The 24,007-nt window shown below is 29.3% G+C and carries 21 protein-coding genes and 1 other annotated feature; of the genes, 4 read left to right on the top strand and 17 right to left on the bottom strand.

What is annotated here, in order from left to right; translation table 11 throughout:
• Positions 1 to 115 precede the first annotated feature (115 nt).
• The gene (locus OW763_RS03325; RefSeq protein WP_268039637.1) at positions 116 to 1,000 is read left to right on the top strand and encodes a YitT family protein; all 885 of its coding nucleotides are present in this window, start codon (positions 116 to 118) and stop codon (positions 998 to 1,000) included.
• A 197-nt stretch (positions 1,001 to 1,197) separates the two neighbouring features.
• Here the strand turns inward: OW763_RS03325 and OW763_RS16890 are convergent, their stop codons facing one another.
• The gene (locus OW763_RS16890) at positions 1,198 to 1,833 is read right to left on the bottom strand and encodes a fibronectin type III domain-containing protein (protein WP_336296877.1); all 636 of its coding nucleotides are present in this window, start codon (positions 1,831 to 1,833) and stop codon (positions 1,198 to 1,200) included.
• Between the two features lie 213 nt (positions 1,834 to 2,046).
• Positions 2,047 to 3,438, bottom strand: coding sequence for an asparagine--tRNA ligase (gene asnS / locus OW763_RS03335; protein ID WP_268039638.1), 1,392 nt, complete (start codon positions 3,436 to 3,438; stop codon positions 2,047 to 2,049).
• A 66-nt stretch (positions 3,439 to 3,504) separates the two neighbouring features.
• Positions 3,505 to 3,752 (bottom strand) — a binding site (T-box leader).
• A gap of 270 nt (positions 3,753 to 4,022) precedes the next feature.
• Between asnS and OW763_RS03340 the strand changes: the two genes are divergently transcribed.
• Together OW763_RS03340 and OW763_RS03345 are read left to right on the top strand one after the other, a co-directional pair.
• Entirely contained in the window at positions 4,023 to 4,955 is a 933-nt protein-coding gene (locus OW763_RS03340) for a dipeptidase (RefSeq protein WP_268039639.1), read from the top strand.
• 85 nt (positions 4,956 to 5,040) lie between these two features.
• Entirely contained in the window at positions 5,041 to 5,310 is a 270-nt protein-coding gene (locus OW763_RS03345) for a late competence development ComFB family protein (protein WP_268039640.1), read from the top strand.
• An 81-nt stretch (positions 5,311 to 5,391) separates the two neighbouring features.
• Here the strand turns inward: OW763_RS03345 and OW763_RS03350 are convergent, their stop codons facing one another.
• Positions 5,392 to 6,615 (bottom strand): NAD(P)-dependent malic enzyme, encoded by a 1,224-nt coding sequence (locus tag OW763_RS03350; protein ID WP_268039641.1) that lies wholly within the window; start codon positions 6,613 to 6,615, stop codon positions 5,392 to 5,394.
• 244 nt (positions 6,616 to 6,859) lie between these two features.
• Here OW763_RS03350 and OW763_RS03355 point away from each other — a divergent pair, with 244 nt between their 5' ends.
• Positions 6,860 to 8,548, top strand: coding sequence for a phospho-sugar mutase (locus tag OW763_RS03355; RefSeq protein WP_268039642.1), 1,689 nt, complete (start codon positions 6,860 to 6,862; stop codon positions 8,546 to 8,548).
• A gap of 712 nt (positions 8,549 to 9,260) precedes the next feature.
• Here OW763_RS03355 and OW763_RS03360 read toward each other — a convergent pair.
• The 14 genes from OW763_RS03360 to OW763_RS03425 form a co-directional block, all read right to left on the bottom strand.
• Positions 9,261 to 10,313, bottom strand: coding sequence for an ABC transporter substrate-binding protein (locus OW763_RS03360; protein WP_268039643.1), 1,053 nt, complete (start codon positions 10,311 to 10,313; stop codon positions 9,261 to 9,263).
• Positions 10,300 to 11,091: an ABC transporter permease gene (locus OW763_RS03365; protein ID WP_268039644.1), complete on the bottom strand. Its 792-nt coding sequence runs from the start codon at positions 11,089 to 11,091 to the stop codon at positions 10,300 to 10,302. Before OW763_RS03365 ends, OW763_RS03360 begins: the two co-directional genes overlap by 14 nt.
• Positions 11,085 to 11,903, bottom strand: a complete 819-nt coding sequence (locus OW763_RS03370) for an ABC transporter permease (RefSeq protein WP_268039645.1) — start codon at positions 11,901 to 11,903, stop codon at positions 11,085 to 11,087. The genes OW763_RS03365 and OW763_RS03370 overlap by 7 nt, the downstream gene beginning before the upstream one ends.
• A 2-nt stretch (positions 11,904 to 11,905) precedes the next feature.
• A complete protein-coding gene (gene potA / locus OW763_RS03375; protein WP_268039646.1) occupies positions 11,906 to 12,949 on the bottom strand; it encodes a spermidine/putrescine ABC transporter ATP-binding protein in 1,044 nt (347 codons plus the stop codon).
• A gap of 23 nt (positions 12,950 to 12,972) precedes the next feature.
• Positions 12,973 to 13,512: a helix-turn-helix domain-containing protein gene (locus OW763_RS03380; protein WP_268039647.1), complete on the bottom strand. Its 540-nt coding sequence runs from the start codon at positions 13,510 to 13,512 to the stop codon at positions 12,973 to 12,975.
• 297 nt (positions 13,513 to 13,809) lie between these two features.
• Complete coding sequence (locus OW763_RS03385) at positions 13,810 to 15,546, bottom strand: NADH-dependent [FeFe] hydrogenase, group A6 (RefSeq protein ID WP_268039648.1); 1,737 nt, start codon at positions 15,544 to 15,546, stop codon at positions 13,810 to 13,812.
• Between the two features lie 22 nt (positions 15,547 to 15,568).
• Entirely contained in the window at positions 15,569 to 17,362 is a 1,794-nt protein-coding gene (locus OW763_RS03390; RefSeq protein ID WP_272507279.1) for an NADH-ubiquinone oxidoreductase-F iron-sulfur binding region domain-containing protein, read from the bottom strand.
• Positions 17,363 to 17,376: 14 nt separating this feature from the next.
• Complete coding sequence (locus OW763_RS03395; RefSeq protein ID WP_268039649.1) at positions 17,377 to 17,784, bottom strand: (2Fe-2S) ferredoxin domain-containing protein; 408 nt, start codon at positions 17,782 to 17,784, stop codon at positions 17,377 to 17,379.
• 15 nt (positions 17,785 to 17,799) lie between these two features.
• Complete coding sequence (gene nuoE / locus OW763_RS03400; RefSeq protein WP_268039650.1) at positions 17,800 to 18,294, bottom strand: NADH-quinone oxidoreductase subunit NuoE; 495 nt, start codon at positions 18,292 to 18,294, stop codon at positions 17,800 to 17,802.
• Positions 18,295 to 18,598: 304 nt separating this feature from the next.
• Positions 18,599 to 18,847 (bottom strand): CPF_0552 family protein, encoded by a 249-nt coding sequence (locus OW763_RS03405; protein WP_268039651.1) that lies wholly within the window; start codon positions 18,845 to 18,847, stop codon positions 18,599 to 18,601.
• Between the two features lie 225 nt (positions 18,848 to 19,072).
• Positions 19,073 to 20,383, bottom strand: a complete 1,311-nt coding sequence (locus OW763_RS03410) for a Na+/H+ antiporter NhaC family protein (protein WP_268039652.1) — start codon at positions 20,381 to 20,383, stop codon at positions 19,073 to 19,075.
• A gap of 483 nt (positions 20,384 to 20,866) precedes the next feature.
• Positions 20,867 to 22,117, bottom strand: a complete 1,251-nt coding sequence (gene mtnK / locus OW763_RS03415) for an S-methyl-5-thioribose kinase (RefSeq protein ID WP_268039653.1) — start codon at positions 22,115 to 22,117, stop codon at positions 20,867 to 20,869.
• A 172-nt stretch (positions 22,118 to 22,289) separates the two neighbouring features.
• Complete coding sequence (locus OW763_RS03420; protein WP_268039654.1) at positions 22,290 to 23,321, bottom strand: S-methyl-5-thioribose-1-phosphate isomerase; 1,032 nt, start codon at positions 23,319 to 23,321, stop codon at positions 22,290 to 22,292.
• Positions 23,322 to 23,369: 48 nt separating this feature from the next.
• On the bottom strand, positions 23,370 to 23,993 hold the full coding sequence (locus OW763_RS03425) for a class II aldolase/adducin family protein (RefSeq protein WP_268039655.1): 624 nt from the start codon (positions 23,991 to 23,993) through the stop codon (positions 23,370 to 23,372).
• Positions 23,994 to 24,007: the final 14 nt, after the last annotated feature.

Here is a 24,007-nt window from a genome sequence, read left to right on the forward strand (position 1 = left end):
GTTGTTTTTTGTGTTGTTTTGTGTTTTTAGTTGAATTTGACTTGTTTTTTATTTTTCTACTTGATATGATATAGACCATAAAGAATGTAATTAGATTCTGTAAGGAGGAAATATTATGCTATTAAAAAAAATAAACCGAGGAATTATAGATTATTTGATAGTTTATATTGGATGTATGATTCAAGCTTTTGCCGTTACCGCAATCTTAAAACCAAATGGATTAGTAGTAGGTGGTTTTACAGGGATTTCTCTTGTATTAGGGCAATTGATAAATGTTAACTATACTTTTATCTACTATACTTTATGTGTTTCCGTATTAATAATAGCTTGGCTTATTTTAGGTAAGAAGGAAGCTTTAAAAATTATACTTTTATCAACAACATACCCTATTATATTAATCTTGTTTGATAACTTAAATTTAAATTTTATTGATGCAAACTCTAATGATAAATTACTTTCTTGCATCTATTACGGAATCTTTGCAGGAATTGGATTAGGTTTAGTGTTGAAAAATGGATTTTCTCAAGGAAGTTCAGATACAGTCGCTAAAATCATTCATAAAAAATTTTTCCCTTTTATAAGTGTAAGTCAAATCTTACTCGTCATTGATATCTGTATACTTACACTATCTGGTTTTGTTTTTGGTCGAAATGCTGTATTATATGCAATTATTATGCAGATGATCTATGTAAAAACAGTTGATACAGTTCTATTTGGGTTTGGATCATCACTAGTAAAAATGGTAATTGTCAGTACTAAAACTACTGAGATTTCAGATTACATTTTAAATAAAATTAATAAAGGGGTTAGTATTGGAAATATAACCGGTGCTCACTCTAATAAATCTAAAACAAAAATTATTTCCGTTTGCTCTGCAAGAGAATCAATGCTTATTAAAAATTTTGTAGCTAAAATGGATAATGATGCCTTTATTAATGTTGTTCCTGTAATTTCTGCATGGGGGAAAGGATATGGACTTGATAATTTAGAAATAGATTAAATAAGCTAAAAAATAAAGAGATGTATGTTTTAAATTTTAAAAATACTACTAGAAAAATCAATTTCTAGTAGTATTTCATAGTAGCATTCTAAATTACACAATTCTATCTATATTCTTTTAATAAATAATTTATTATCAACTTTTATTATAAAATAGTTATCCATATAATAAACTTTATATTTTAATTAAACATTATTTTATTGAACTTTTTGATCTTGAGTTCCATTTGTTTTTATTTTATGTAACATACCTTGTGGTTCCGATCCCCAATTTTGATAATATATCCAATCTCCCTGCACCGCTGTGTATCCCTCATTATTAATGTTAGCAGAAGTATTTCCTATTTTATTTTTAACTTTTTCCTTTGTTATTGAACTTATTATACTTGAAAAATTTCCTTCTCCTGAACTGTTTATCGCTGATATTTCATACCAATATTTAGTAGACGGCATCAATCCTTTATCTGTATATGAAGTTCCCTTTGGTGTGTCAATTCTTACATATTTTCCATCTTTACTAAGTGAACGATAAATGTTATATGATACAGCTTGAGATACTTTAGACCAACTAAGAGTAATATCATTAGTACCTACTTTTATTATATTTAACTCTTTAGGAACAGATGGTTTTGAAACTGAATCTTCAGTTTTTAATTGTCCATCTTTAAGCTCTAAATTTTGTTTATCTTCTTTAGGTGAGTTACTTAAACCAGTTGAGCTGTTACCTTGAGAATCATTTTTCTCATTTTCTTCTGGTTTTTCATTAGAATTTATATTTTCCTCTGTATTATTAGTTGTATTGTTATCTATACTGTTGTGTATATTATTTTCAATATTATTTCCATTAGTATGTCTGTGTTAAACTTTCTTTTATATTACATTAAGTCCAATATTAATAATTACTTTTAATAATATTCAATTTACTATGAATTGTAGTGTTTATTTGTTTTATTGTTTATGTATATAAATAAAAATAGGCGTGTAAAATTGCTTTAAACTCAAAACAATCTTACACGCCCTATACCCTATTATTTAATTTAAACTCTTCTAAAACTCTGCGTTTCCTGGAGTTCTTGGGAATGGTATTACATCTCTTATGTTACCCATTCCTGTTAAATACATGATTAGTCTTTCAAATCCAAGACCATATCCTGAGTGCTTAGTTTCTCCATATTTTCTAAGCTCTAAATACCACCAGTAATCTTCTTTGTTAAGTCCTATTTCTTTTATTTTATTTTCTAATACATCAAGTCTTTCTTCCCTTTGGCTTCCACCTATAAGTTCACCTATTCCTGGCACAAGTAAGTCTGATGCTGCAACAGTTTTTCCATCTTCATTTAATCTCATATAGAATGCTTTTATATCCTTTGGATAATCTGTAACAAATACAGGTTTTCCAAATATTTCTTCTGTTAAATATCTTTCGTGTTCTGTTTGAAGATCAATTCCCCATTCTACTGGATATTCAAATTCATGCCCAGATTTTTGAAGAATTTCTACAGCTTCTGTATAAGTCACTCTTCCAAATTCAGAATCAGCAACATTATTTAATCTATCAAATAATCCTTTATCAATAAACTTATTGAAGAATTCCATTTCTTCTGGAGCATTTTCCATTACATACTTAATTACATATTTAATCATTTCTTCTGCATTATCTAAATAATCATTTAATTCTGCAAAAGCCATTTCTGGTTCTATCATCCAAAATTCTGATGCATGTCTTGCTGTATTAGAATTTTCTGCTCTAAATGTAGGACCAAAAGTATAAACATTTCTAAATGCAAGAGCATATATTTCAGCTTCAAGCTGCCCACTTACAGTAAGGTTAGTTTCTTTCTCAAAGAAATCTTCTTTGCAATTCACATTTCCTTCTTCATCTTTTGGAACATTTTTTACATCTAATGTAGTTACTCTGAACATTTCTCCTGCACCTTCAGCATCACTTCCAGTTATTATAGGAGTATTTACATATACAAATCCTTGTTCTTGGAAAAACTTATGTATAGCATATGCTGCAAGAGAACGAACTCTAAATACTGCTGAAAAAGTATTACTTCTTGGTCTTAAATGCGCTATTTCTCTTAAATACTCAAGAGTATGTCTTTTCTTTTGAAGTGGATAATCTGCATCTGATTTTCCTTCTAATATAATTTTTTTAGCATGAATTTCAAAAGGTTGTTTTGCTCCTTCTGTTAATACAACCTCTCCTTCTACACTTATACTTGAACTAATAGCAAATTTAGCTATTTCTTTAAAGTTTTCTAAACTTTGATCAAATACAACTTGAGTGTTTTTAAAAAAACTTCCATCATTAACTTCTATAAATCCAAATTTATTTGAAGCTCTTAATGTTCTAATCCATCCTGAAATTTTCACTTCTTTACCAACAAATTTATCAGTTTCTCTGTAAAGCTGTTTAATCAATATATTTTCCATAACTTACTCCTCCTCAATATTCTTATTTTACTCTTAAAAACAAATAAAAAACCCTCATCCTAAAAATGTTAGGACGAAGGTTACATATCCGTGGTACCACCTAATTTGTCATATACAATATGACCACTCTTCAAAAGTACTATACAATACTTTCCAGTTGTTAACGGCCTGGTTCCGTCTAAGCCTACTTTCAAAATTGATTTCGGTTAGAGATTCCAAGGTGTTCTTCAGCATAGACTTCATACTAACCTTTCACCCTCGTTAGTTCGCTATAAATCCGACTCTATACTTACTCTCCTCTTCACTATCTTTGAAGCTTTTATAAATATTAACTTATTTTTTATACAAAATAACAATTTATATAAGATTATAATATTAAACAAAATATATGTCAACATAAAAGAATATTTAAAGGAAGAATAATGTCAATCTAACAATTTTTATAGTATGCTTATGTTGTATAAGTATATTTAATATTACATAAATATACTTATTTCTTAATATATTTGTATATATCAATTATTTATTATTACATATATGTAAATAATTTGATATAATAATTTATAGCTAATAGGAGGTTTTTTATGAATTTAATTGATTTTCACTGTGATACTGTTTCTAAAATATATAACGATAATACTGAGCTCTTTGAAAATAAATATAGTGTAGATATAAACAAATTAAAAAAAGGAAATTGTGCAGCTCAATTTTTCGCGCTTTTTATAGAGTTAGACAAGGTTAAAAATCCTCTTCAATATACTCTAAAAATGCTGGATAAATTCTATATAGAATTAGAAAAAAATATAGATTACATAGCCTTAGCAAGAAACTATGATGAACTTATAAAAAATAAATCAGATAATAAAATTTCTGCTTTTTTGACCATAGAAGAAGGTGCTGCACTTAAAGGTGATTTATCTAATCTTCGAAATTTTCATAGATTAGGCATTAAGCTTATTACTCTTACCTGGAATTTTCCTAATGAAATAGGCTATCCAAATTGTAATTCAAAGTATATGAATAAAGGTCTCACCCCTTTTGGATATGAATTAATTGAAGAAATGAATAATTTAAATATGATAATTGATGTTTCTCATTTATCTGATGGTGGTTTTTTTGACGTATGTAGACTTAGCAAAACACCATTCATAGCTTCTCATTCTAATGCAAGGACAATTACCAACCATCCAAGAAATTTAAGTGATGAAATGATAAAACTTCTTGCTAAAAAAGGTGGAGTAATGGGATTAAATTTTTATGGCAATTTTCTTGGCGGAAATGATTTTAGTAAAATTGAGGATATGATAAGACATATAAAACATATTAAAAATATAGGTGGTATAGATGTTATATCCTTAGGTACGGATTTTGATGGTATAGATTCTAATTTGGAAATAAAAAATACTGGAGAAATAAACAAATTAATTTCTGCACTACAAAAAAATAATTTTTCCGAATCTGAAATTGAAAAAATATTTTATAAAAATGCTTTAAGATTTTTAAAGGAAATAAACTAGTTAAAACATTGAAAAACATTATAGATAAGCTTCATACCACATATAATAATATAAATGATTTTAATAAATCTTTGGGGGATTAATTATGTATAGTTTAAAAAATTACTCAGAAGAAATTGTTGACCACTTACTCAATAAAATACTGAAGGAATATAACAACATCTGTAAATGCGATAAATGCAAACTGGATATTAAAGCTTATGCATTGAACTCTATAAAACCTAAGTACATTGTTACAGAACAGGGAGAAATTTATACTAGAGCTCTACATGAAATAAATAAACAAGAAGTTATAAATATAACTAACGCTATCATGCAAGCCATAGAAGTTGTTAGTAATAACCCTAAACATTAATATACAAATATTTAGGATTAAAAACTGCATAATTTTGAAATTATGCAGTTTCCTCTTTTATTATTTTAAATTTAGTATAATTTATTTTACTAATTGTCTTGTATGTTCTGCTACCCATTCTGGAGTAACTTTATTGTTTCTAGCTATTCCAGTTTCAATAGCTACCTTTGCTACACTAGCTGCAACATTAGGTGCTATGTCTAAATTAAATGCTTTTGGAATTATGTATTCTTCACTAAGTTCTTCTTCTGATACCATTTCTGCAATTGCTTTTGCTGTTGCTATTTTCATCTCTTCGCTTATTTCTTTTGCTCTAACATCTAATGCTCCTCTAAATATCCCTGGGAATGCCAAAACATTATTTATTTGATTTGGATAATCAGACCTTCCTGTAGCAACTACTCTTGCTCCTCCAACCTTAGCTTCATCTGGTGTGATTTCTGGCACAGGGTTTGCCATTGCAAATACAATAGCATCTTTATTCATAGTTGATACCATTTGTGCATTTAAAACATTAGGCCCAGAAACTCCTATAAATACATCTTTTTCTTTTACTATTTCTTTTAGGATTCCCTTTTCAAAGTTTCTATTAGTAACCTTAGCTATTTCCGCTTGTGCTTCATTCATCCATTCTGCACCTTCAACTAAAGCTCCCATTTTATCACACATAACTATGTTTTTAGCACCAGCTAAAAGTAACAACTTACAAATCGAAATCCCTGCTGACCCAGCTCCATTTATAACTATTTTTACTTGTTCTAAATTTTTCTTTACTAACTTTATTGCATTCAAAAGTCCTGCTAAAACTACTATAGCAGTACCATGCTGATCATCATGAAATACTGGAATATCCAGTTCTTCCTTTAATCTTTTTTCTATTTCAAAACATTCTGGAGCTTTTATATCTTCTAAATTAATTCCGCCAAAGCTAGGTTCCATTATTTTGACAGTCTCAATTATTTTATCTACATCTTTAGTGTCCAAACATATTGGAAATGCATCTACCCCTGCAAATGCTTTAAATAAAACAGCTTTTCCTTCCATAACAGGTAATCCCGCACTTGCTCCTATATCACCTAATCCTAAAACTGCAGTACCATTTGTAACAACTGCTACCCAATTTCCTTTTGATGTATAGTCATAAATAGTATTATAATCCTTATTAATTTCTAAACATGGCTCAGCAACTCCTGGAGTATAGGCAAGAGCTAAATCCTCAGCATTTTTTACAGGAACCTTACAATTTATAGATATTTTACCTTGGTTATCTTTATGAAGGTTTAGTGCTTTTTCTTTTAAATCCACAAAATCAACTCCTAAACTTTAGTTTTTTTATTTAAATTTTCTTTTTTAAGAAAACATTAAAATCTTTATAAAAATTATAACATAGTTGAAAAAATATCCTACAGTAATTTTATACTAACTATATTTTTTTACAGATAAATGTTATATTATAACAAAATCCTTTTTTTAATTTCATACAGTAATATTGTTTAAGTATGAAAAATATCCAATTTGGAAATTTTAATTTTATATAAGGGGTGATTTTATGGATTATAAAAAAAATTATGACCAATGGTTAAACAATGAGTTCTTTGACAAAAAAACAAAAGAAGAATTAAAAGCCTTAAAAGATGAAAAAGAAATTGAAGATAGATTCTATAAAGATTTAGAATTTGGAACTGCTGGACTTCGAGGTAAAATTGGTGCAGGAACAAATAGAATGAACATATATAACGTATCAAAAGTTACTCAAGGTATTGCTGATTTCATAGTTGAAAAAGGTAAAGAATACATGGACAGAGGTGTAGCTATAGCTTATGATTGCAGACACTACTCAAAAGAATTTTCAAAAACCGCTGCGCTTGTACTTGCTGCTAACGGAATTAAAGCTTATTTATTTGAAGATTTACGTCCAACTCCTGAACTTTCTTTTGCTGTAAGAAGACTAAATACTGCTGCTGGAATAGTAATTACTGCAAGCCATAATCCAAAAGATTACAATGGATATAAGGTTTACTGGGAAGATGGTGCACAAATACTTTCACATGTTGCAACTGCTATAACAGAAAAAATAAATAAAATAGAAAAATTTGAAGATGTACAAAAAATAAGTGAAACTGAAGCTTTGGAAAAAGGTATTCTTCAAATATTAGGCAAGGAAATCGATGATGAATACGTAGAAAAAGTAAAGGGCTTAAAAATACGTGATAACATCGATAAAGATATCAAAATACTTTATACGCCTTTAAACGGCACAGGAAATATACTAGTACGACGTGTACTTAAAGAAAGAGGCTTTAAAAATATTGCAGTTGTGCCTGAACAAGAAAAACCTGATCCGAACTTTACAACAGTTGATTATCCTAATCCTGAAGATACTAGAGCCTTTGAATACGCTGAAAAATTAGGTAAAAAAATTGATGCTGAACTTCTAATTGCAACTGATCCTGATTGTGACAGATTAGCTATAGAAGTTAGAGATTCTAATGGAGAATATATTTCTTTTAACGGAAATCAAACTGGAGCAATATTAATAAAATATATCGTTGAAGGTATGCACGAGATGGGTACTTTGCCACAAAACGCAGCAATAGTAAAGTCCATTGTAACTGGTGACCTTGGAAAAGTTATTGCTGAAAAATATGGAGTTACTACTTTTGAAGCCCTTACTGGATTTAAAAATATTTGTGGCAAAATTCCTCAATTTGAAAAGACAGGAGAATACCAATTTATATTTGGTTATGAGGAAAGCATAGGTTATAACACGGGCACCTTTGTTAGAGATAAAGATGGAGTTAGTTCCGCAATGCTTTTGTGTGAAGCTGCTGCTTACTATAAAACTAAAGGTAAAACTCTTTTAGATATATTAAATGAAGTTTTTCAAAAACACGGTTATTATAAGGAAAAACAAATTTCTCTTGTACTTGAAGGAATAGAAGGAAAGAAAAGAATAGCTAGAATGATGGAAGGCTACAGAAAAGATTTTCCAAAACAAATAGGAAAACTTAAAGTATCAAAGTTTATAGATTATTTAAAGGGATATGAAGATATTTCTCCTTCAAATGTTTTAAAATTTTATTTAGAAGATGGAAGCTGGTATGCAGTTCGTCCTTCTGGTACAGAACCTAAAATAAAAATATATATCTATACAAAAGGTAATACTTTAGAAGAATCTAATAAAAATCTAGAAATGTTAGAACAAATAGTTATAACCAAACTTAATTCAATAGAATAATATGTTTTTATAAAATAAAATCTATGCTTTTTCATAAGTATGGATTTTATTTTTATTTCACTTCTAAAATACATAAAACCCCATTTGTTACCATATAATATTACCGAGGTGATTTACCTAATGTCAGGTTCAAACGAAAAAATCAAAGAAAATTTCATCATATCCTTTTTTTTCATCATTTTAAATTTTCTCGTTTTAGTTTTATTTAATGACTATATTAATCCTGTTAATAGAAAATATATGTTTTTCATTAATATGCTTATTACCTTCCCTTGTATCTATTACATTTATAGAGATTTAAAGGTTTTAATTTATCTTTCCTCAAAATTTTCTTATCTAGATAAATTCTTTGGCTTATATATGTTCTTTATGTGTTTAGTTTGTGTCTTCAATAGCTATATATCTGTTTTAGATAAAACTGAAGTATTGAATAACATTCTATATATACTTTCTTGTATTCTTCCTTTATATAGTTTTTTTGTTATTTTATCTGCTCATCTACTGTCATTTTATAGAAAATTAAAAATACCTTCTGTAACTTTATATTTTTATACAGTTTTAGCTTTTGCATTAATTTCTATTAGTTTTATTATTACATTCTTAGGAAATCTATTTTTATGCATTTCTTATCTTTCTTTAAATTTTATGTTTTTAAAGCTCTCTAAATCTGAAGAAATATAATATAAGAAAAGTGCAATGCACTTTTCTTATATTATTTAGCCAATTTTATTTCTGTCCATGCTTCATCATATTTTCTTAAATTATCACCTAAGTCAACAAACACTTCACATTTTTTTAATACTTCATCGTCTGGATATGCTGATTTATTGTTTCTAATATCCTCATCTAACATTTTATAAGTTTCTGTATTTGGTGTTGAGTATCCTATATATTCAACATTTTTCTTTGAAATATCTGGTCTTGTTAAAAAGTCTATAAATAATTCAGCTTCTTTTTTATGTTTACTTCCTTTTGGTATTACTATATTGTCAAACCATATATTACTTCCTTCTTTAGGAACAACATATTTAAGATCTGGATTTTCACTCATCAATACCATTGCATCTCCAGTCCAAACGACTGCCATTGCTGCTTCTTCTTGCAACATCATGTCTTTAACTTGATCAACTACATAAGCTCGTACAAGAGGTTTTTGCTTTATTAATTCCTGTTTAGCTTTTTCTATTTCATCTGAATTAATGCTATTCATAGAATATCCTAGACGTTTTAGTGAAATTGATATTGTATCTCTTAAGCTGTTAAACATTAATATTTCACCTTCATACTTTTTATCCCAAAGTATATCCCAGCTATCTACATTTTCTTTTACTGTTTTGCTATTATATATTATTCCAAATGTTCCCCACATATATGGTACAGAATACTCATTTTTAGGATCAAATGATAAATTTTTAAATTTATTATCTATATATTTATAGTTTGCAATATTATTGAAATCAATTTTTTCAAGCATATCTTCCTTTAACATTTTTTCAATCATATAGTCTGATGGTATACAAATATCATAAGCTGTTCCACCACTCTTAAGTTTTGTGTACATATTTTCATTGGTATCATAATTTTCATAGTTAACTTTTATTCCATATTCTTTTTCAAAATCTTCTAGTATAGAAGTATCCATGTACTCTCCCCAGTTATACACATTAAGAACCACTTTGTCTTCTTTTTGTCCACACCCAACAGCAATTGTTGTTAAAACTGTTAACATCATAAGTATTGCTAATAATTTTTTAAAATTTTTCATTTTTAATATCACGCTCCCTTTTATCTCTTATATTTATAATAATAAGTAAAATCAATACTACTAAAAACATCAAAGTAGATAATGCATTTATCTTAGGATTTATTCCCCTTCTTGCCATAGAATAAATTGTTATAGACAAATTGCTTACCCCTGAGCCTGTTGTAAAAAAACTTATTACAAAATCATCTATAGACAATGTAAATGCTATAAGAAATCCAGAAATAATTCCTTGTTTTATCTGAGGTAAAATAACTTTTCTAAGAGTATATGTTGGAGTTGCTCCTAAGTCCATTGCCGCTTCTGTTATATTTTTAGGCATTTGCTTCAACTTAGGTAATACCGACAAAATAACATAAGGTATATTAAAAGTTATATGTGCAAGCAACATTGTTATAAATCCTAATTGGAATTTTATAAAAATGAATAAACTCATTAATGCAACCCCTGTAACTATGTCAGGATTTAATATAGGTAAATAATTTATATTTAAAATTGCTTTCTTGCTAAAACCTTTCATTTTGTAAATCCCAATTGCAGATATAGTTCCTATGACAGTAGCAACTATAGATGATAATGCTGCTACAGCAAGTGTATAATATAATGCTCTTAATATTTGTCTATCTTTAAGCAGTTCTCCATACCACTTAAAAGTAAACCCATCCCAGTGTGCTCTTGATTTCGAATTATTAAATGAAAAGATGATTAAAACTACAATAGGAGCATATAAGAATGCGTATACTAAAAAGGTATATACTTTCTTAATAATTTTTCCTACCATAAATGACCACCACTTTCTTCTTTGTCGTATTTAGACATTGCAGCCATTGATATCAATATTAAAATCATCATTATTATTGATACAGCAGAACCAAAATGCCAATCGTTCATGAGAGTAAATTGATCCTCTACCAAATTTCCTATAAGCATATACTGGCCCCCACCTAAAAGTCTTGGAATTACAAATGTACTTACTGCAGGCATGAATACCATTGTTATTCCAGACATAACTCCTGGTATACTTAATGGCAGTATAATTTTTATAAAAACAATAATTTTATTAGCTCCTAAATCCTTTGCTGCTTCAATAAGCTTTTTGTCCATTTTACTTAATACTGTATAAATTGGTAGCACCATAAATGGTAGAAAATTATAAACCATTCCCAAAATAACTGCTCCATCATTATATAACAAATTAAAAGTGGGAAGTCCCAGTGCCTTTAAAGCTACATTTATAAACCCATTTCTTCCTAATATAGACATCCACGCATAGGTTCTAAGTAAAAAATTCATCCACATTGGTAAAACAAACAGTAACACCATAGTACTTCTCTTTTTAAGCTCTATATTAGCCAAAATCATAGCCATTGGATAACCTAAAATCAAACTAGCAATTGTTGCTATTAAAGCAAGTAATATAGAATGAATAAACACATCACCATACATGGGTTTCATAAGTCTCTTAAAATTATCTAGGGTAAACACTAATCCATCTTGGTATTTAGTTAAGCTGAATACTACAACTAAAACCAATGGAACTATTATGAATATAATGCTCCATATTATATAAGGATACGCCGCATACTTCTTCATAATTACACAGTTACCTTTTTCATTATATGAATATCTTCTGGCATAATATTCATTCCTATTATGTTTCCTATTTCTGCACTTAAAGTATTATGCAGTATCCACCTTCTATTATTTTCTCTTACCACCATTTCATAATGAACACCCTTAAATATTTGAGACTCAACTACCCCTTTTAACATTCCATCTTGTGCACTTACCATTTTTATATCTTCCGGTCTAACAACAACTTCAATTTTTTCATTTGTTTTAAAACCTTTATCTACACATTCAAACTTTGTATCTGAAAACTCTACTAAAAAATCCTTATGCATTATTCCATCAACTATATTACTCTCTCCTATAAATTTAGCTACAAAAGCATTTTTAGGTTCATTATATATATCTTGTGGAGTTCCAATTTGCTGTATTTCTCCCTTGTCCATAACAACAATAGTATCTGACATAGTTAGCGCTTCCTCTTGATCATGAGTAACATATATAAAAGTAATCCCTAATTTTTGCTGCATATTTTTTAATTCAATCTGCATTTCTTTTCTTAATTTTAAATCCAATGCCCCTAGAGGTTCATCAAGCAATAAAACTCTTGGTTCATTTACAAGAGCTCTTGCTATAGCAATTCTTTGCTGCTGCCCACCACTTAAAGAATCTATACTTCTTTTTTCATATCCTTCTAAGTCAACAAGCTTTAGCATTCTTTGTACTCTAGATTTTATTTCATCTTTAGGAATCTTTTTTATTTTCAATCCAAAAGCAATATTCTCATATATATTCATATGAGGAAATAATGCATACTTTTGAAATACAGTATTAATTTGTCTCTTATATGCTGGAACATCATTAGTAACCTTGCCTTCAAAAAAAACTTTTCCTTTAGTAGGTTCTTCAAACCCACCTAAAATTCTTAAAGTAGTGGTTTTCCCACACCCACTAGGTCCAAGTAAAGTTAAGAACTCATTTTTTCTAATGTTAAGATTAATATTCTTTAAAACTTGTATTTCCTGGTATTCTTTAAATATACCTTCTAATTTAATTATATTTTCCCCCACTATCCTCACCTCACAAAAAATAATTAAAAATTGGGTGGTGTACTTACCCATAATACTTTTGCAACACTTTTGCTAGCATTTGAAATATAATGATTGGATTTTGCTTTGTAATAAAAGCTTTCGCCTTTTTTTGCCTTATATTTTTTATTTCCCAAATGTACACATATACTGCCTAATAAAACATATCCAAACTCTTCACCTTCATGTGGTTCATCTTCTTTATATTTACCCTCTGGTTGTAAAGTCACCAAAATAGGCTCCATCATATTTTTTTGAGCATTAGTTACAACCCATTCAAGCTTATATTTAAGCTCCTCATCCTCTGTTTCAAAAATATCTTCCTTTGAAAACACTATTTTTTCTTCTTCTCCATCATTGAAAAAATCTTTCAAATTTGTACCCAAGCATTCTAAAATATCTACTAACGTTGCTATAGATGGTGATGTAAGATCTCTTTCAATTTGTGAAATAAATCCCTTAGATAATTCACATCTATTAGCCAATTCTATCTGAGTTAAGCTTTTTTCTATTCTTAATCGCTTAATTTTTTCACCAATATTCATAATTTAACCTCTCTTATTAACCCTTATACTAAACCTCATGTTTATAATTACTAAACTTTCTCCGAAATTATTATACTAATATTATTTTTAAAAATCAACATTTTTTTCTTAATTTTTCTTATTATTTTGGTTTTTTTTAGCAAATAAAACATTTGAATTGTAAAACAAAAAAAATATTGTAAAAAAATTTAAAAACAAACATTATATCCCACATTTTTTTTATATAATAAAAAAGAACTAACATAATTTTAAAAATAAATTATGTTAGTTCTTTCTTATTATATTTATATACCTATATTAAAACATATCTCTTTTAATGTAATGTGTATGAAGCAATTCATGCGCTTTGTGACTGTTAGGCTTTCCTAAGAACTCTTCGTATAGCTTCATTACGGATTTATTTTTATGTGATTTTCTTATTTTCAATGATTTATCCTCATCATAAATAGCTTTTGCTCTTTCTTTTCTTACATCTATTTTTTCTATTGTTTTAGCATCTACAATAGGCTGTCCACCTCCCGTTACACATCCACCGGGGCATGCCATAATTTCAATAAAGTCATATTGCTTTTCACCATTTCTTATTGCTTCCAATATCTTTCTTGCATTACCAAGACCATGTATTACTACTGCATTTACAGTTCTTCCATCTGGAAGAATAACAGCTGTTTCTTTAATTCCTTCTATTCCTCGAACAATATTAAAATCTACTATTTCAAGTTCTTTACCTGCTGTAATTTCAAATATAGTTCTAAGTGCTGCTTCAGCAACTCCCCCTGTTGCACCAAAAATCACAGCAGCTCCTGTAGATTCTCCAAAAGGATTATCAAACTCTTCATCTTTAAGATTTATAAAATCAATCGCTGCTTCTTTTATCATTTGAGCAAACTCTCTAGTTGAAAGTACATAATCTACATCTTGTATTCCATTATTTGATAATTCTTCTCTTTGCCCTTCATATTTTTTACCTACACAAGGCATAATTGAAACAACCACTATTTTAGATGGATCAATTCCATTCTTCTCTGCAAAATAACTTTTAATTAAAGCTCCTTCCATTTCCTGTGGTGATTTACATGTTGATAAATTCTCTATCATATCAGGAAAGTTATGCTCAACAAATTTTATCCATCCTGGACAGCAAGATGTCATAAGCGGTAGTTTGCCACCTTTTTCTATCCTACCTAATAGTTCTGTTCCTTCTTCCATTATTGTAACATCCGCAGCAAAATCAGTATCAAACACCTTATCAAATCCGAGCTTTCTTAATGCTGCAACCATTCTACCTGTAACTCTAGAACCCATATCAAATCCAAATTCTTCTCCTATCGCAACTCTTACAGCTGGTGCTGTTTGAACAACTACAATTTTATCTGGATCATCTATAGTCTCCCATACCTGCTCTATATTTCCTTTTTCTTTTAATGCTCCTACAGGACATGCCATTATACATTGTCCACAGTTTATACAGTTTGTTTCCGATAGTTCCCTATCATACGCTGGGGCTATTTTTGTATCAAATCCCCTGCCAGCAAAATTAATTGCCCCAACAGTCTGTACATTTTTACATACACTTATGCATCTTCCACATAAAATACATTTTTCCGAATCTCTTACAATAGATTTTGAAGATATATCCATTGGACATTCTGTTACTTCACCTTCATATTCTAACTCTCTTATATTTAATTCTTTAGCAGCCTTTTGAAGCTCACAGTTTTCACTTCTTTCACAAGTTGTACATTCTCTTTTATGATTTGATAAAAGTAATTCTACAACTGACTTTCTTGCTTCTCTTACTTTCCTGTTGTTAGTTTTTATAGCCATTCCTTCTTCTGCAATCAAAGTACAAGATGTTAGAAGTTTAGAACCTACTTCTACTAAACAGATTCTACAGCTTGAAACTTCATTAATATCCTTCAAGAAACATAACGTAGGTATTTCAACTCCAATAGATCTTGCTGCTTCCAACACTGTTGTTCCTTTTTGGATCTGTACTTTGATGTCATCTATCGTTATATTAATTGTTTCCATTTTTTTCACCTCTCACAACAAATTATTGTTTAACTATAGCGTCAAACGGACATACTTCCATACAGAATCCACACTTAATACATTTATTAGAATGAACCACATGAATTTCTCCAACTTTTCCACTTATTGCACCAACATTACAATTTCTTACACACATACCACATTTCTTACACTTATCTTCTAAAATCTTATATTCAACAAGCTCATTACATATTTTTGCTGGACATTTTTTATCTACAATATGAGCAATATATTCATCTTCAAAATATCTTATTGTTGATAATATAGGGTTAGGTGCTGTTTGTCCAAGTCCACATAATGCAGCAACTTTCACTTGTTTAGATAGTTTTTTTAATTTTCTAAATTCTTTCATTTCAGCTTGTCCTTGAGTTATTTTTTCAAGTAATTCAAGCAATCTTTTAGTTCCAATTCTACAGGGTGTACATTTTCCACAAGATTCATCTTTGGTAAAATCCAGAAAAAACCTTGCTACATCAACCATACAATTATCTTCATCCATTACTATCATTCCACCTGACCCCATCATTGAACCAAGTTCAATTAAAGTATCATATTCTATAGGAGTATCTATATGCTGTAGTGGTATGCATCCACCTGATGGACCTCCCGTTTGAACTGCTTTGAATTTCTTGCCATTTGGAATTCCTCCACCTATGCTAAATATAACTTCTTTTAAAGTTGTTCCCATAGGTACTTCTACAAGCCCAGCATTCTTTATCTTACCACCTAGTGCAAACACTTTAGTTCCTGGACTTTTTTCTGTACCAATTTTTCTAAACCATTTATCCCCTTTTAGTATTATAGGATTTATATTGGCAAGAGTCTCAACATTATTTATTACTGTAGGCTTACCCCAAAGTCCACTTACTGCTGGGAATGGTGGCTTAGGCATTGGCATTCCTCTTTTACCTTCTATTGACTGCATTAATGCAGTTTCCTCTCCACATACAAAAGCTCCTGCTCCAAGCCTTATTTCAATATCAAATTTAAAATCTGTTCCTAAAATATTGTTCCCTAATAGCCCATATTCTTTTGCTTGAAATATTGCTGTTTCGAGTCTTTCTACTGCAAGTGGATATTCTGCTCTAACATATATAAAGCCTTTATTTGAACCTATAGCATATCCTTCTATAGCCATTGCTTCTAGTACAGAATGTGGATCTCCTTCTAAAACAGAACGATCCATAAAAGCTCCTGGGTCTCCTTCATCAGCATTACAGATTACATATTTTTCATCTGATTTTTGTTTTGCAGCAAATCCCCATTTTATACCTGATGGGAACCCACCACCACCTCTTCCACGAAGTCCTGATTTCGTAACAACATCAATAACTTCTTCCGGTCTCATTTCAGTTAACACCTTTGCAAGCCCTCTGTATCCATCAAACGCTATATATTCGTCAATATTTTCTGGATCTATAATTCCACAATTTCTAAGCACAATTCTATTTTGTTTTTTAAATAACTCTATATCATTTATAGCTCTAACTCTTCCATCACCAGGTTTCTGTTTATATAAAAGTCTTTCTAGTTTTTTATTCTTAATAAAATGCTCTTCCACAAGTTCCTTTATATCATCGCTCTTAACTTTAGTATAGACAGTTCCTTCTGGATAAATAATAACAACAGGTCCCATCTCACAAAGTCCAAGACAGCTAGTTTTTAAAATTTCCACTTCTCTCTCTAATTTATACTTTCTTATCTCCTGCTTAAAAATATTCATTATTTTTTTACAATCCAATGAATTAGACTCTTCTAAACAACTTATTAATATTTGAGAATTGTAAGCTTCCATTATTTCTCCCCCACTCAGTCATCTATTATTGAAAAATCATTTATAATTTTATTGTTAATAATATGAATAGTATTTTCTTCAACTATGTTTCCGTTAGCTACATGTTCATTTATTATTTGTCTTGCTTTATATGGTGTGATTTTTACATATGTTACTTTTTCTTCTCCTGGTTTTATAATTTCAATAATAGGTTCCAATTTACAAGCTCCAATACACCCTGTTTTAGTAACTACTATATTATCAAGTTCTAACTCTTCAATTGCATTATTTATAGCATCCAAAACTGGTTTTGCACCTGCAGCTATTCCACAAGTAGCCATTCCTACAACTATTCTAGTAGTTCTTCTATCTGTTCCCTGATTAACTCTTTCCAACGTTTTAAATTTTATTTCTTCAAGCTCCTGTATAGATATATTTCTCATAAAATCATCTCCTTGCTATTTATATTCTTCAAGTATTCTTATCACATCATTAGGATGTACTCCTCCGTAAACCTTATCATCAACGGTTACAACTGGAGCAAGCCCGCAGCTTCCAAGACATCTAGCTGCTTCTAATGTAAATTCACCATTCTTTGTTGTTTTTCCTACTTTTACATCAAGTACTGAAGATAATTTTTCAATAATAGCTTGAGCTCCTTTAACATAGCAAGCTGTTCCCATACAGACTTTTATTGTGTGCTTTCCTTTAGGCTCTAGTGCAAATTCTGAATAAAATGTTACAACTCCATATATTTCTGACATAGGAATTTTTAATCCCATGCACACTATTTTAAGTGCTTCTTCCGGAAGATATCCATATATCTTTTGAATGTCGTGTAATATAGGTATCAATGCTCCTTTTATATTTTTATGTTTTTCAATAATTTCTCTTGTCTTTTCTAATCTGTCATCATTTTTGCCGCATCCGCAACAGCATTTGTTTTCCTTCAAACTACTCACTCCCTATGCTATTATTTATTAATAACCCTTTCATAATTCAAAATTAAGATTAATTTATTATAATAAAATTGAAGCTACGTTAAGTTTTTTATTCATTTGTTAAAAAATTCTCACATTTTATGAATTTATTTTAGCATATTCACATATGATATTCTAATTGAAATTAGTGGTTTTTTATAAATACTATTCCTTTAATTTTAAATCTTTGTAAATATTCTAAGCTTTAAAATGAATATTAGGATAATAAAACTTCTAAATATAATATTTTAGAGATTTCATTATCCTAATATTTAAATTAAATAACCATTGTATTAACTTTAACACCATCAACCGCTGATAAATCTTCTTTTAACTCTTCCGATTCATCTTCTTTTTCACAAATATGTAGAAGTATTAATCCACGTTGTGAACATGTATTATCTGATATGTCATGAAGTCCTACTCTTGTTTTTATTATGCATCCATGCTTTGTTAAAATCTGCTGTACTTCTGGTGCATTTGCATTTCTAGGTTCAATAGTTATAGCCATTATAGTTTCCTTCATAGTAACCCTCTCCTTTTAACAAAATTTATTACATATTTCTTATGATATCCATCTTCAAAAAAAATAGACCTCCTATTTATCTTACTAAAATAAGCACCTCAGATTACTTTTTTCAAATTAATCTGAGGTGCTTTATTTAACTTTTAATAATTTTAATTATACACATTAATAAATAAAACTATTTATAATTTTTATTTTTTATTAACCTTCTAATAAATCTATTTTTTATTTACTACCTGGTCTTTTTAATCTTGGTATTCCAAATACTATTGCTAATATTCCGAATACAATCATTAACATAGAATATATGCTGTAAGGCACTAATTCAACTGGAGATAATTTAGCTAATCCTGCTGCAACAAGTATTTGACCACCATAAGGAACTATTCCTTGGAATGCAGATGAGAAAATATCAAGCAAACTTGCTGTTCTTCTTGGGTCAATATCATATTGTTTTGTTATATCTTTTGCTAAAGGACCAGCACTAACTATAGCAATAGTGTTATTTGCTGTTGCTATATCTATTAAACTAGCAAGTACTGCAATTCCTAATTCTGCACCTTTTTTAGTTTTAACATTAGAAGTTACTTTTTCAAGTAAAAATCCTATTCCACCATAATACTTCATTAACTCTACTATACCACCAATAACAATAGCTATTAAGCAAAGGTCTTCCATCCATCCAAAACCACGTTGAATAAATCCTAATAATTCAACAAAATTAAATGCACCAATACCTAATCCTATAACTGCACCAGTTGATATACCTACTGCTAACACTGCCATTACATTTAGTCCAGATAAAGCACATATAATTATTGATAAGTATGGCAATATTTTTACTACAGAATATGGTCCAACTTCAAGAGTAGCACTGCCTATTGGGATAAAAGCTAATATTATTAAAGTAACTATAACTGCTGGTAACACTATTAAAATATTCATCTTAAATTTATCTCTAAGTTCTATACCTTGTGTTCTTGTAGCTGCTATTGTAGTATCAGATACAAATGAAAGGTTATCTCCAAACATTGCTCCCCCTACTACTGTTGCAACAATTAAAGGTAATGAAATACCTGTTTGTTGAGACATTCCAACTGCTATTGGTGTAAGGGCAGTAACTGTTCCCATTGAAGTACCCATAGCAAAAGATATTACACATCCAATCATAAATACACCAGGCAAAATTGCTTTAGTTGGTAAAATACTCAAACCTAAATTTACTGTAGATTCAACTGCTCCCATAGCATTTGCTACAGAGTAAAAAGCACCAGCTAATATAAATATTATTACCATAAGTATTATGGTTGGTTCTCCACCACCGCGAGAAAAAATATCTACTTTTTCATCTATAGACAGTTTTTCACCTTTTCTGTTAAGAGTTAAAGAATATGCTAATACAACTATAAATGCTACAAGTACAGGCATATTAGTAAAACTTTTAGTAATTATTCCTGTCGACATAAATATAGCTAAAAATAAAATTAACGGAGTTAAACCTAAAAAACTATTATTTTTGTTATCTTGATTTTTCATTAATAATTCCTCCTAAAATTAAAATAATTTTCATAAAATAAAGACATTTTAGTATAAATTTATTAATCCACTTGCATACTACAAAATATGTTTACGTTTACATTATTTTGTTAATTACATTACTATAATCTTAATTAATCCCAAAACTACATGTTTTATCACACAATAATTGCTTAATACATCTATAGCTATTTTTATTGGCTTAAGATGCTAAATCTGCTGTCTTTACCTTAGTGTTGATATCAAGCATAATTTTTATACCTGCTTGAGAACAAATAAACATTACCTTTAATTCTCTTGTTACAATATTTTTTGTAAGATCACCTCCTTATAATTTATTTGAATAGTTTATGTTAAATAAATATTTGAATAACTAACGCGTAAGTTTTCTTTTGTTCTTCTCTTGATTCATCAGTATCAATTTCGTCTATAGCTTTTAATTTGTAATAATTAAGAAAATTGCATAATTAAAAATTCCTTTAATTAGATACATTTGCTATATTTTTTAAGTGTTTCTACAAATTGCTCTCCTGTTGTGTATTTGCTTCTATTTAATATAAAATCTTTACCTGCTAAAATTAATATTTTCTGAACTTTAGCTCTTTTCTCTTCATCTTTAATACTAGTAATATCTTCAACCGGAGCAACTCCAACAATACGTCTTATCATTTCTAGTCCTACACTTCCAGCTGTATCTTCTAATACACCCTTAAGGTACCAGCTATCAAAGCCTTCACTTTTAGCCATTAAATCAGTAGCTTCCTGTCTAAATTTTTTGATAAATTTATTTTTAAACATATCCACAATATCAACAATACATTTTTCTATATTTAAAATATAACTTGATCTTTCCTGTTCATTTTCAATAGTTGAAAATCCATGTGCCCATGCTAAAAACAAGTTAGCTATTATGTTTCCAACATCATATCCTATTGGACCGAAAAATGCGAATTCAGGATCTATTACCTTTAACCCATCTTCCTTAATAAATATTGATCCAGTGTGAAGATCTCCATGCAATAGAGCTTGTGCATTATTCATAAAGTTAAACTTTAATTTTGCACCTTCAACTCTAAGTGAATTATCATTGTAAAGATTCTGTTCAACAAAATCTTTCATTGAATCAAGAACAATATTTTCGTTAGAAAAGTTACCAAATGGGTCTGTAAAAACTAATTGTTCACTTATTTCACATAAAATTGGATTTATATGTTCTTCTACTAATTGCTTTTTCTCTTTATGATTTAAAATAACATCAGTTGTTGGTAACAAAGTGTCAACCATAAATGTTGTGATATTATCAGCGAAATGAGGAAATGTTTTATTCTGTACTAAAGCAGTACGCATAATTGTATAATCAGAAAGATCTTCCATTGCATAACAATTCATAACCTCATCGTACATATATATTTCTGGAACAAGCTCAGGACAATATTTATTATGAAGCTGTAATACCTTACACTCATCTCCATTTCTATCAACATTTAATTTTCTTCCTGATTTTGCTCTAGTATCTTCACCAGAATGTTTTAAAATCAATGATTTATTAGAATTCTTATCCACAATTTTAAACACATAGTTTAAATTTCCATCACCTATTTCCTTACATTCTAGGTTAGTTGTATCTTCAAAAAAATCTAATTTTTCTTTTGCATATTCAACAGCATCGTTTTCATCCATTAAAAAATATTGATCAAAACGGCTTGATTCTACGTTAACATCTGTTTTACTCATAATTACTCCTCCATCATTTAAATTGATATAAAATTGTTTATTATTTAAAACTTGAGATTTCTTTATATATTCTGTCAATAGTTTTTATAAAAACACATCAAACCAAGTACTACTTCTCTTCTGTTAAAGGAGTACTCTTGAAGGAGTGAGTTTTCCTACTCCTTCAGGTTTTTTATTCATAGTATTTATTCAAATTATAAGGGGAATATATTCCTTTGTCTGTAACAATTCCTGAAATCAATTTAGGTGGAGTTATATCAAATGAAGGATAGAATCCTTTAACTCCCTCCATAGTAGTTTTCACTCCCATAGCTTGTGTCACAAATTCAGGATCTCTTTCTTCAATCTTAACTGAACTAATATCTGGGTGTTTGTGATTAGGTATACCTGTAGTAAAATAAGGTATTCCCCAGTAATGAGCTGCTAAAGCCATCTGGAATGTACCAATTTTATTTACAACATGTCCATCCATTGTTATAGCATCTGCAGCAGAAGTAAATAAATCTACATTTTTTAGTTTCATTACATAACCTGGCATATTATCAGTTATTACAGTAACATCAATTCCCATATCTCTCACTACACTAGCTGTTAAACGAGCTCCTTGAAAATACGGTCTAGTTTCAGTACAAATAACTTTAATATTATTATTATTTTCATTACAAAGCCTCATTAACATTCCAATAACTGTTTCCCCAAAACATTGTGTCATTATTGTTCCATCTTGAGGAATTTTTTCATATAAATACTTAGCTACTTTTTCATATCTTTGATATTTTTTATTCGCTTCGTCAATTGCTGCTTCAAATACAATTTGAACTGCATTTTCACGATTATTAACAACTTCAAGCGCAGTCTTATGACATCTATCCACTGCTTTCAACATATTTGCAACTGTAGTTGGTCTAGCATGACATAAAGTATGAGCTGCATTATTAATGAATTCAATATACTCATCATTTGGTAAAGCTTTTGCCTCATGAACAGCTAAAACCATACCCATATTTACTGCAATATAAGGTCCACCACTTTGAGTTACCATATCTGTTAACGCTTTAGAAACCTCAACATGATCCTTACATTCTACAAATTTTGTTTCTAGAGGATAAATTCTTCTATCTAAAATACGAACCTTTCCATCCTCATACCATGCCACATTTTCATATTGTAATATAAATGCTAATCCTTTATCTGCTCTAAACATTTTTACACCTTCTTTTATATATTCGTAATAAAACCATAATGTTTTAACTTAAGAGTTTTTCATCGCATTTATTTCTTTTTCTGAAAGAATTTTTACATTACCAGCATTTTTAGCAATGTGATATATTTTAGCAGCATCTTCAAGATATATTGAAGTTGTTAACGCTTTATCAATTGTTTCTCCAATTGCTAAAGTTCCATGATTACTTAATAAACAAGCTTTTCTATCATCTAAAACCTTTAAAGCTTCAATTCCAACACTGTCTGTTCCTGGCATTCCAAATTTTGCAACTGGAACATCTCCACCAATAAATGGTACCATTTCAATTAAAATTACTGGTATTCGTTCTTGGCATACAGCAAATCCTGTAGCATATGGTGAATGTGTGTGTAAAACACACTTAATATCTTTTCGTTCAATATAAATTTGTGCGTGCATTCTCCACTCTGAAGAAGGTTGGTTATATCCTTCAAGAATTGTACCATCAAGTTTTAATACAACTAAATCTTCTAAAGTCATTGTATCATAAGGTACACTTGATGCAGTTATAATCATAGAATCTGTTTCCTTATCATAAACACTTACATTTCCGCTTGTTCCAGCTACAAGCCCTAAATTGTAAGAAGATTTTGCAGTTTTTAATAATTCATGTTTTAATTCATTTAAATTCATGTCTAAACTCTCCT

The organism is Clostridium aestuarii, assembly GCF_026735135.1.
Lineage (GTDB): Bacteria > Bacillota > Clostridia > Clostridiales > Clostridiaceae > Clostridium_H > Clostridium_H aestuarii.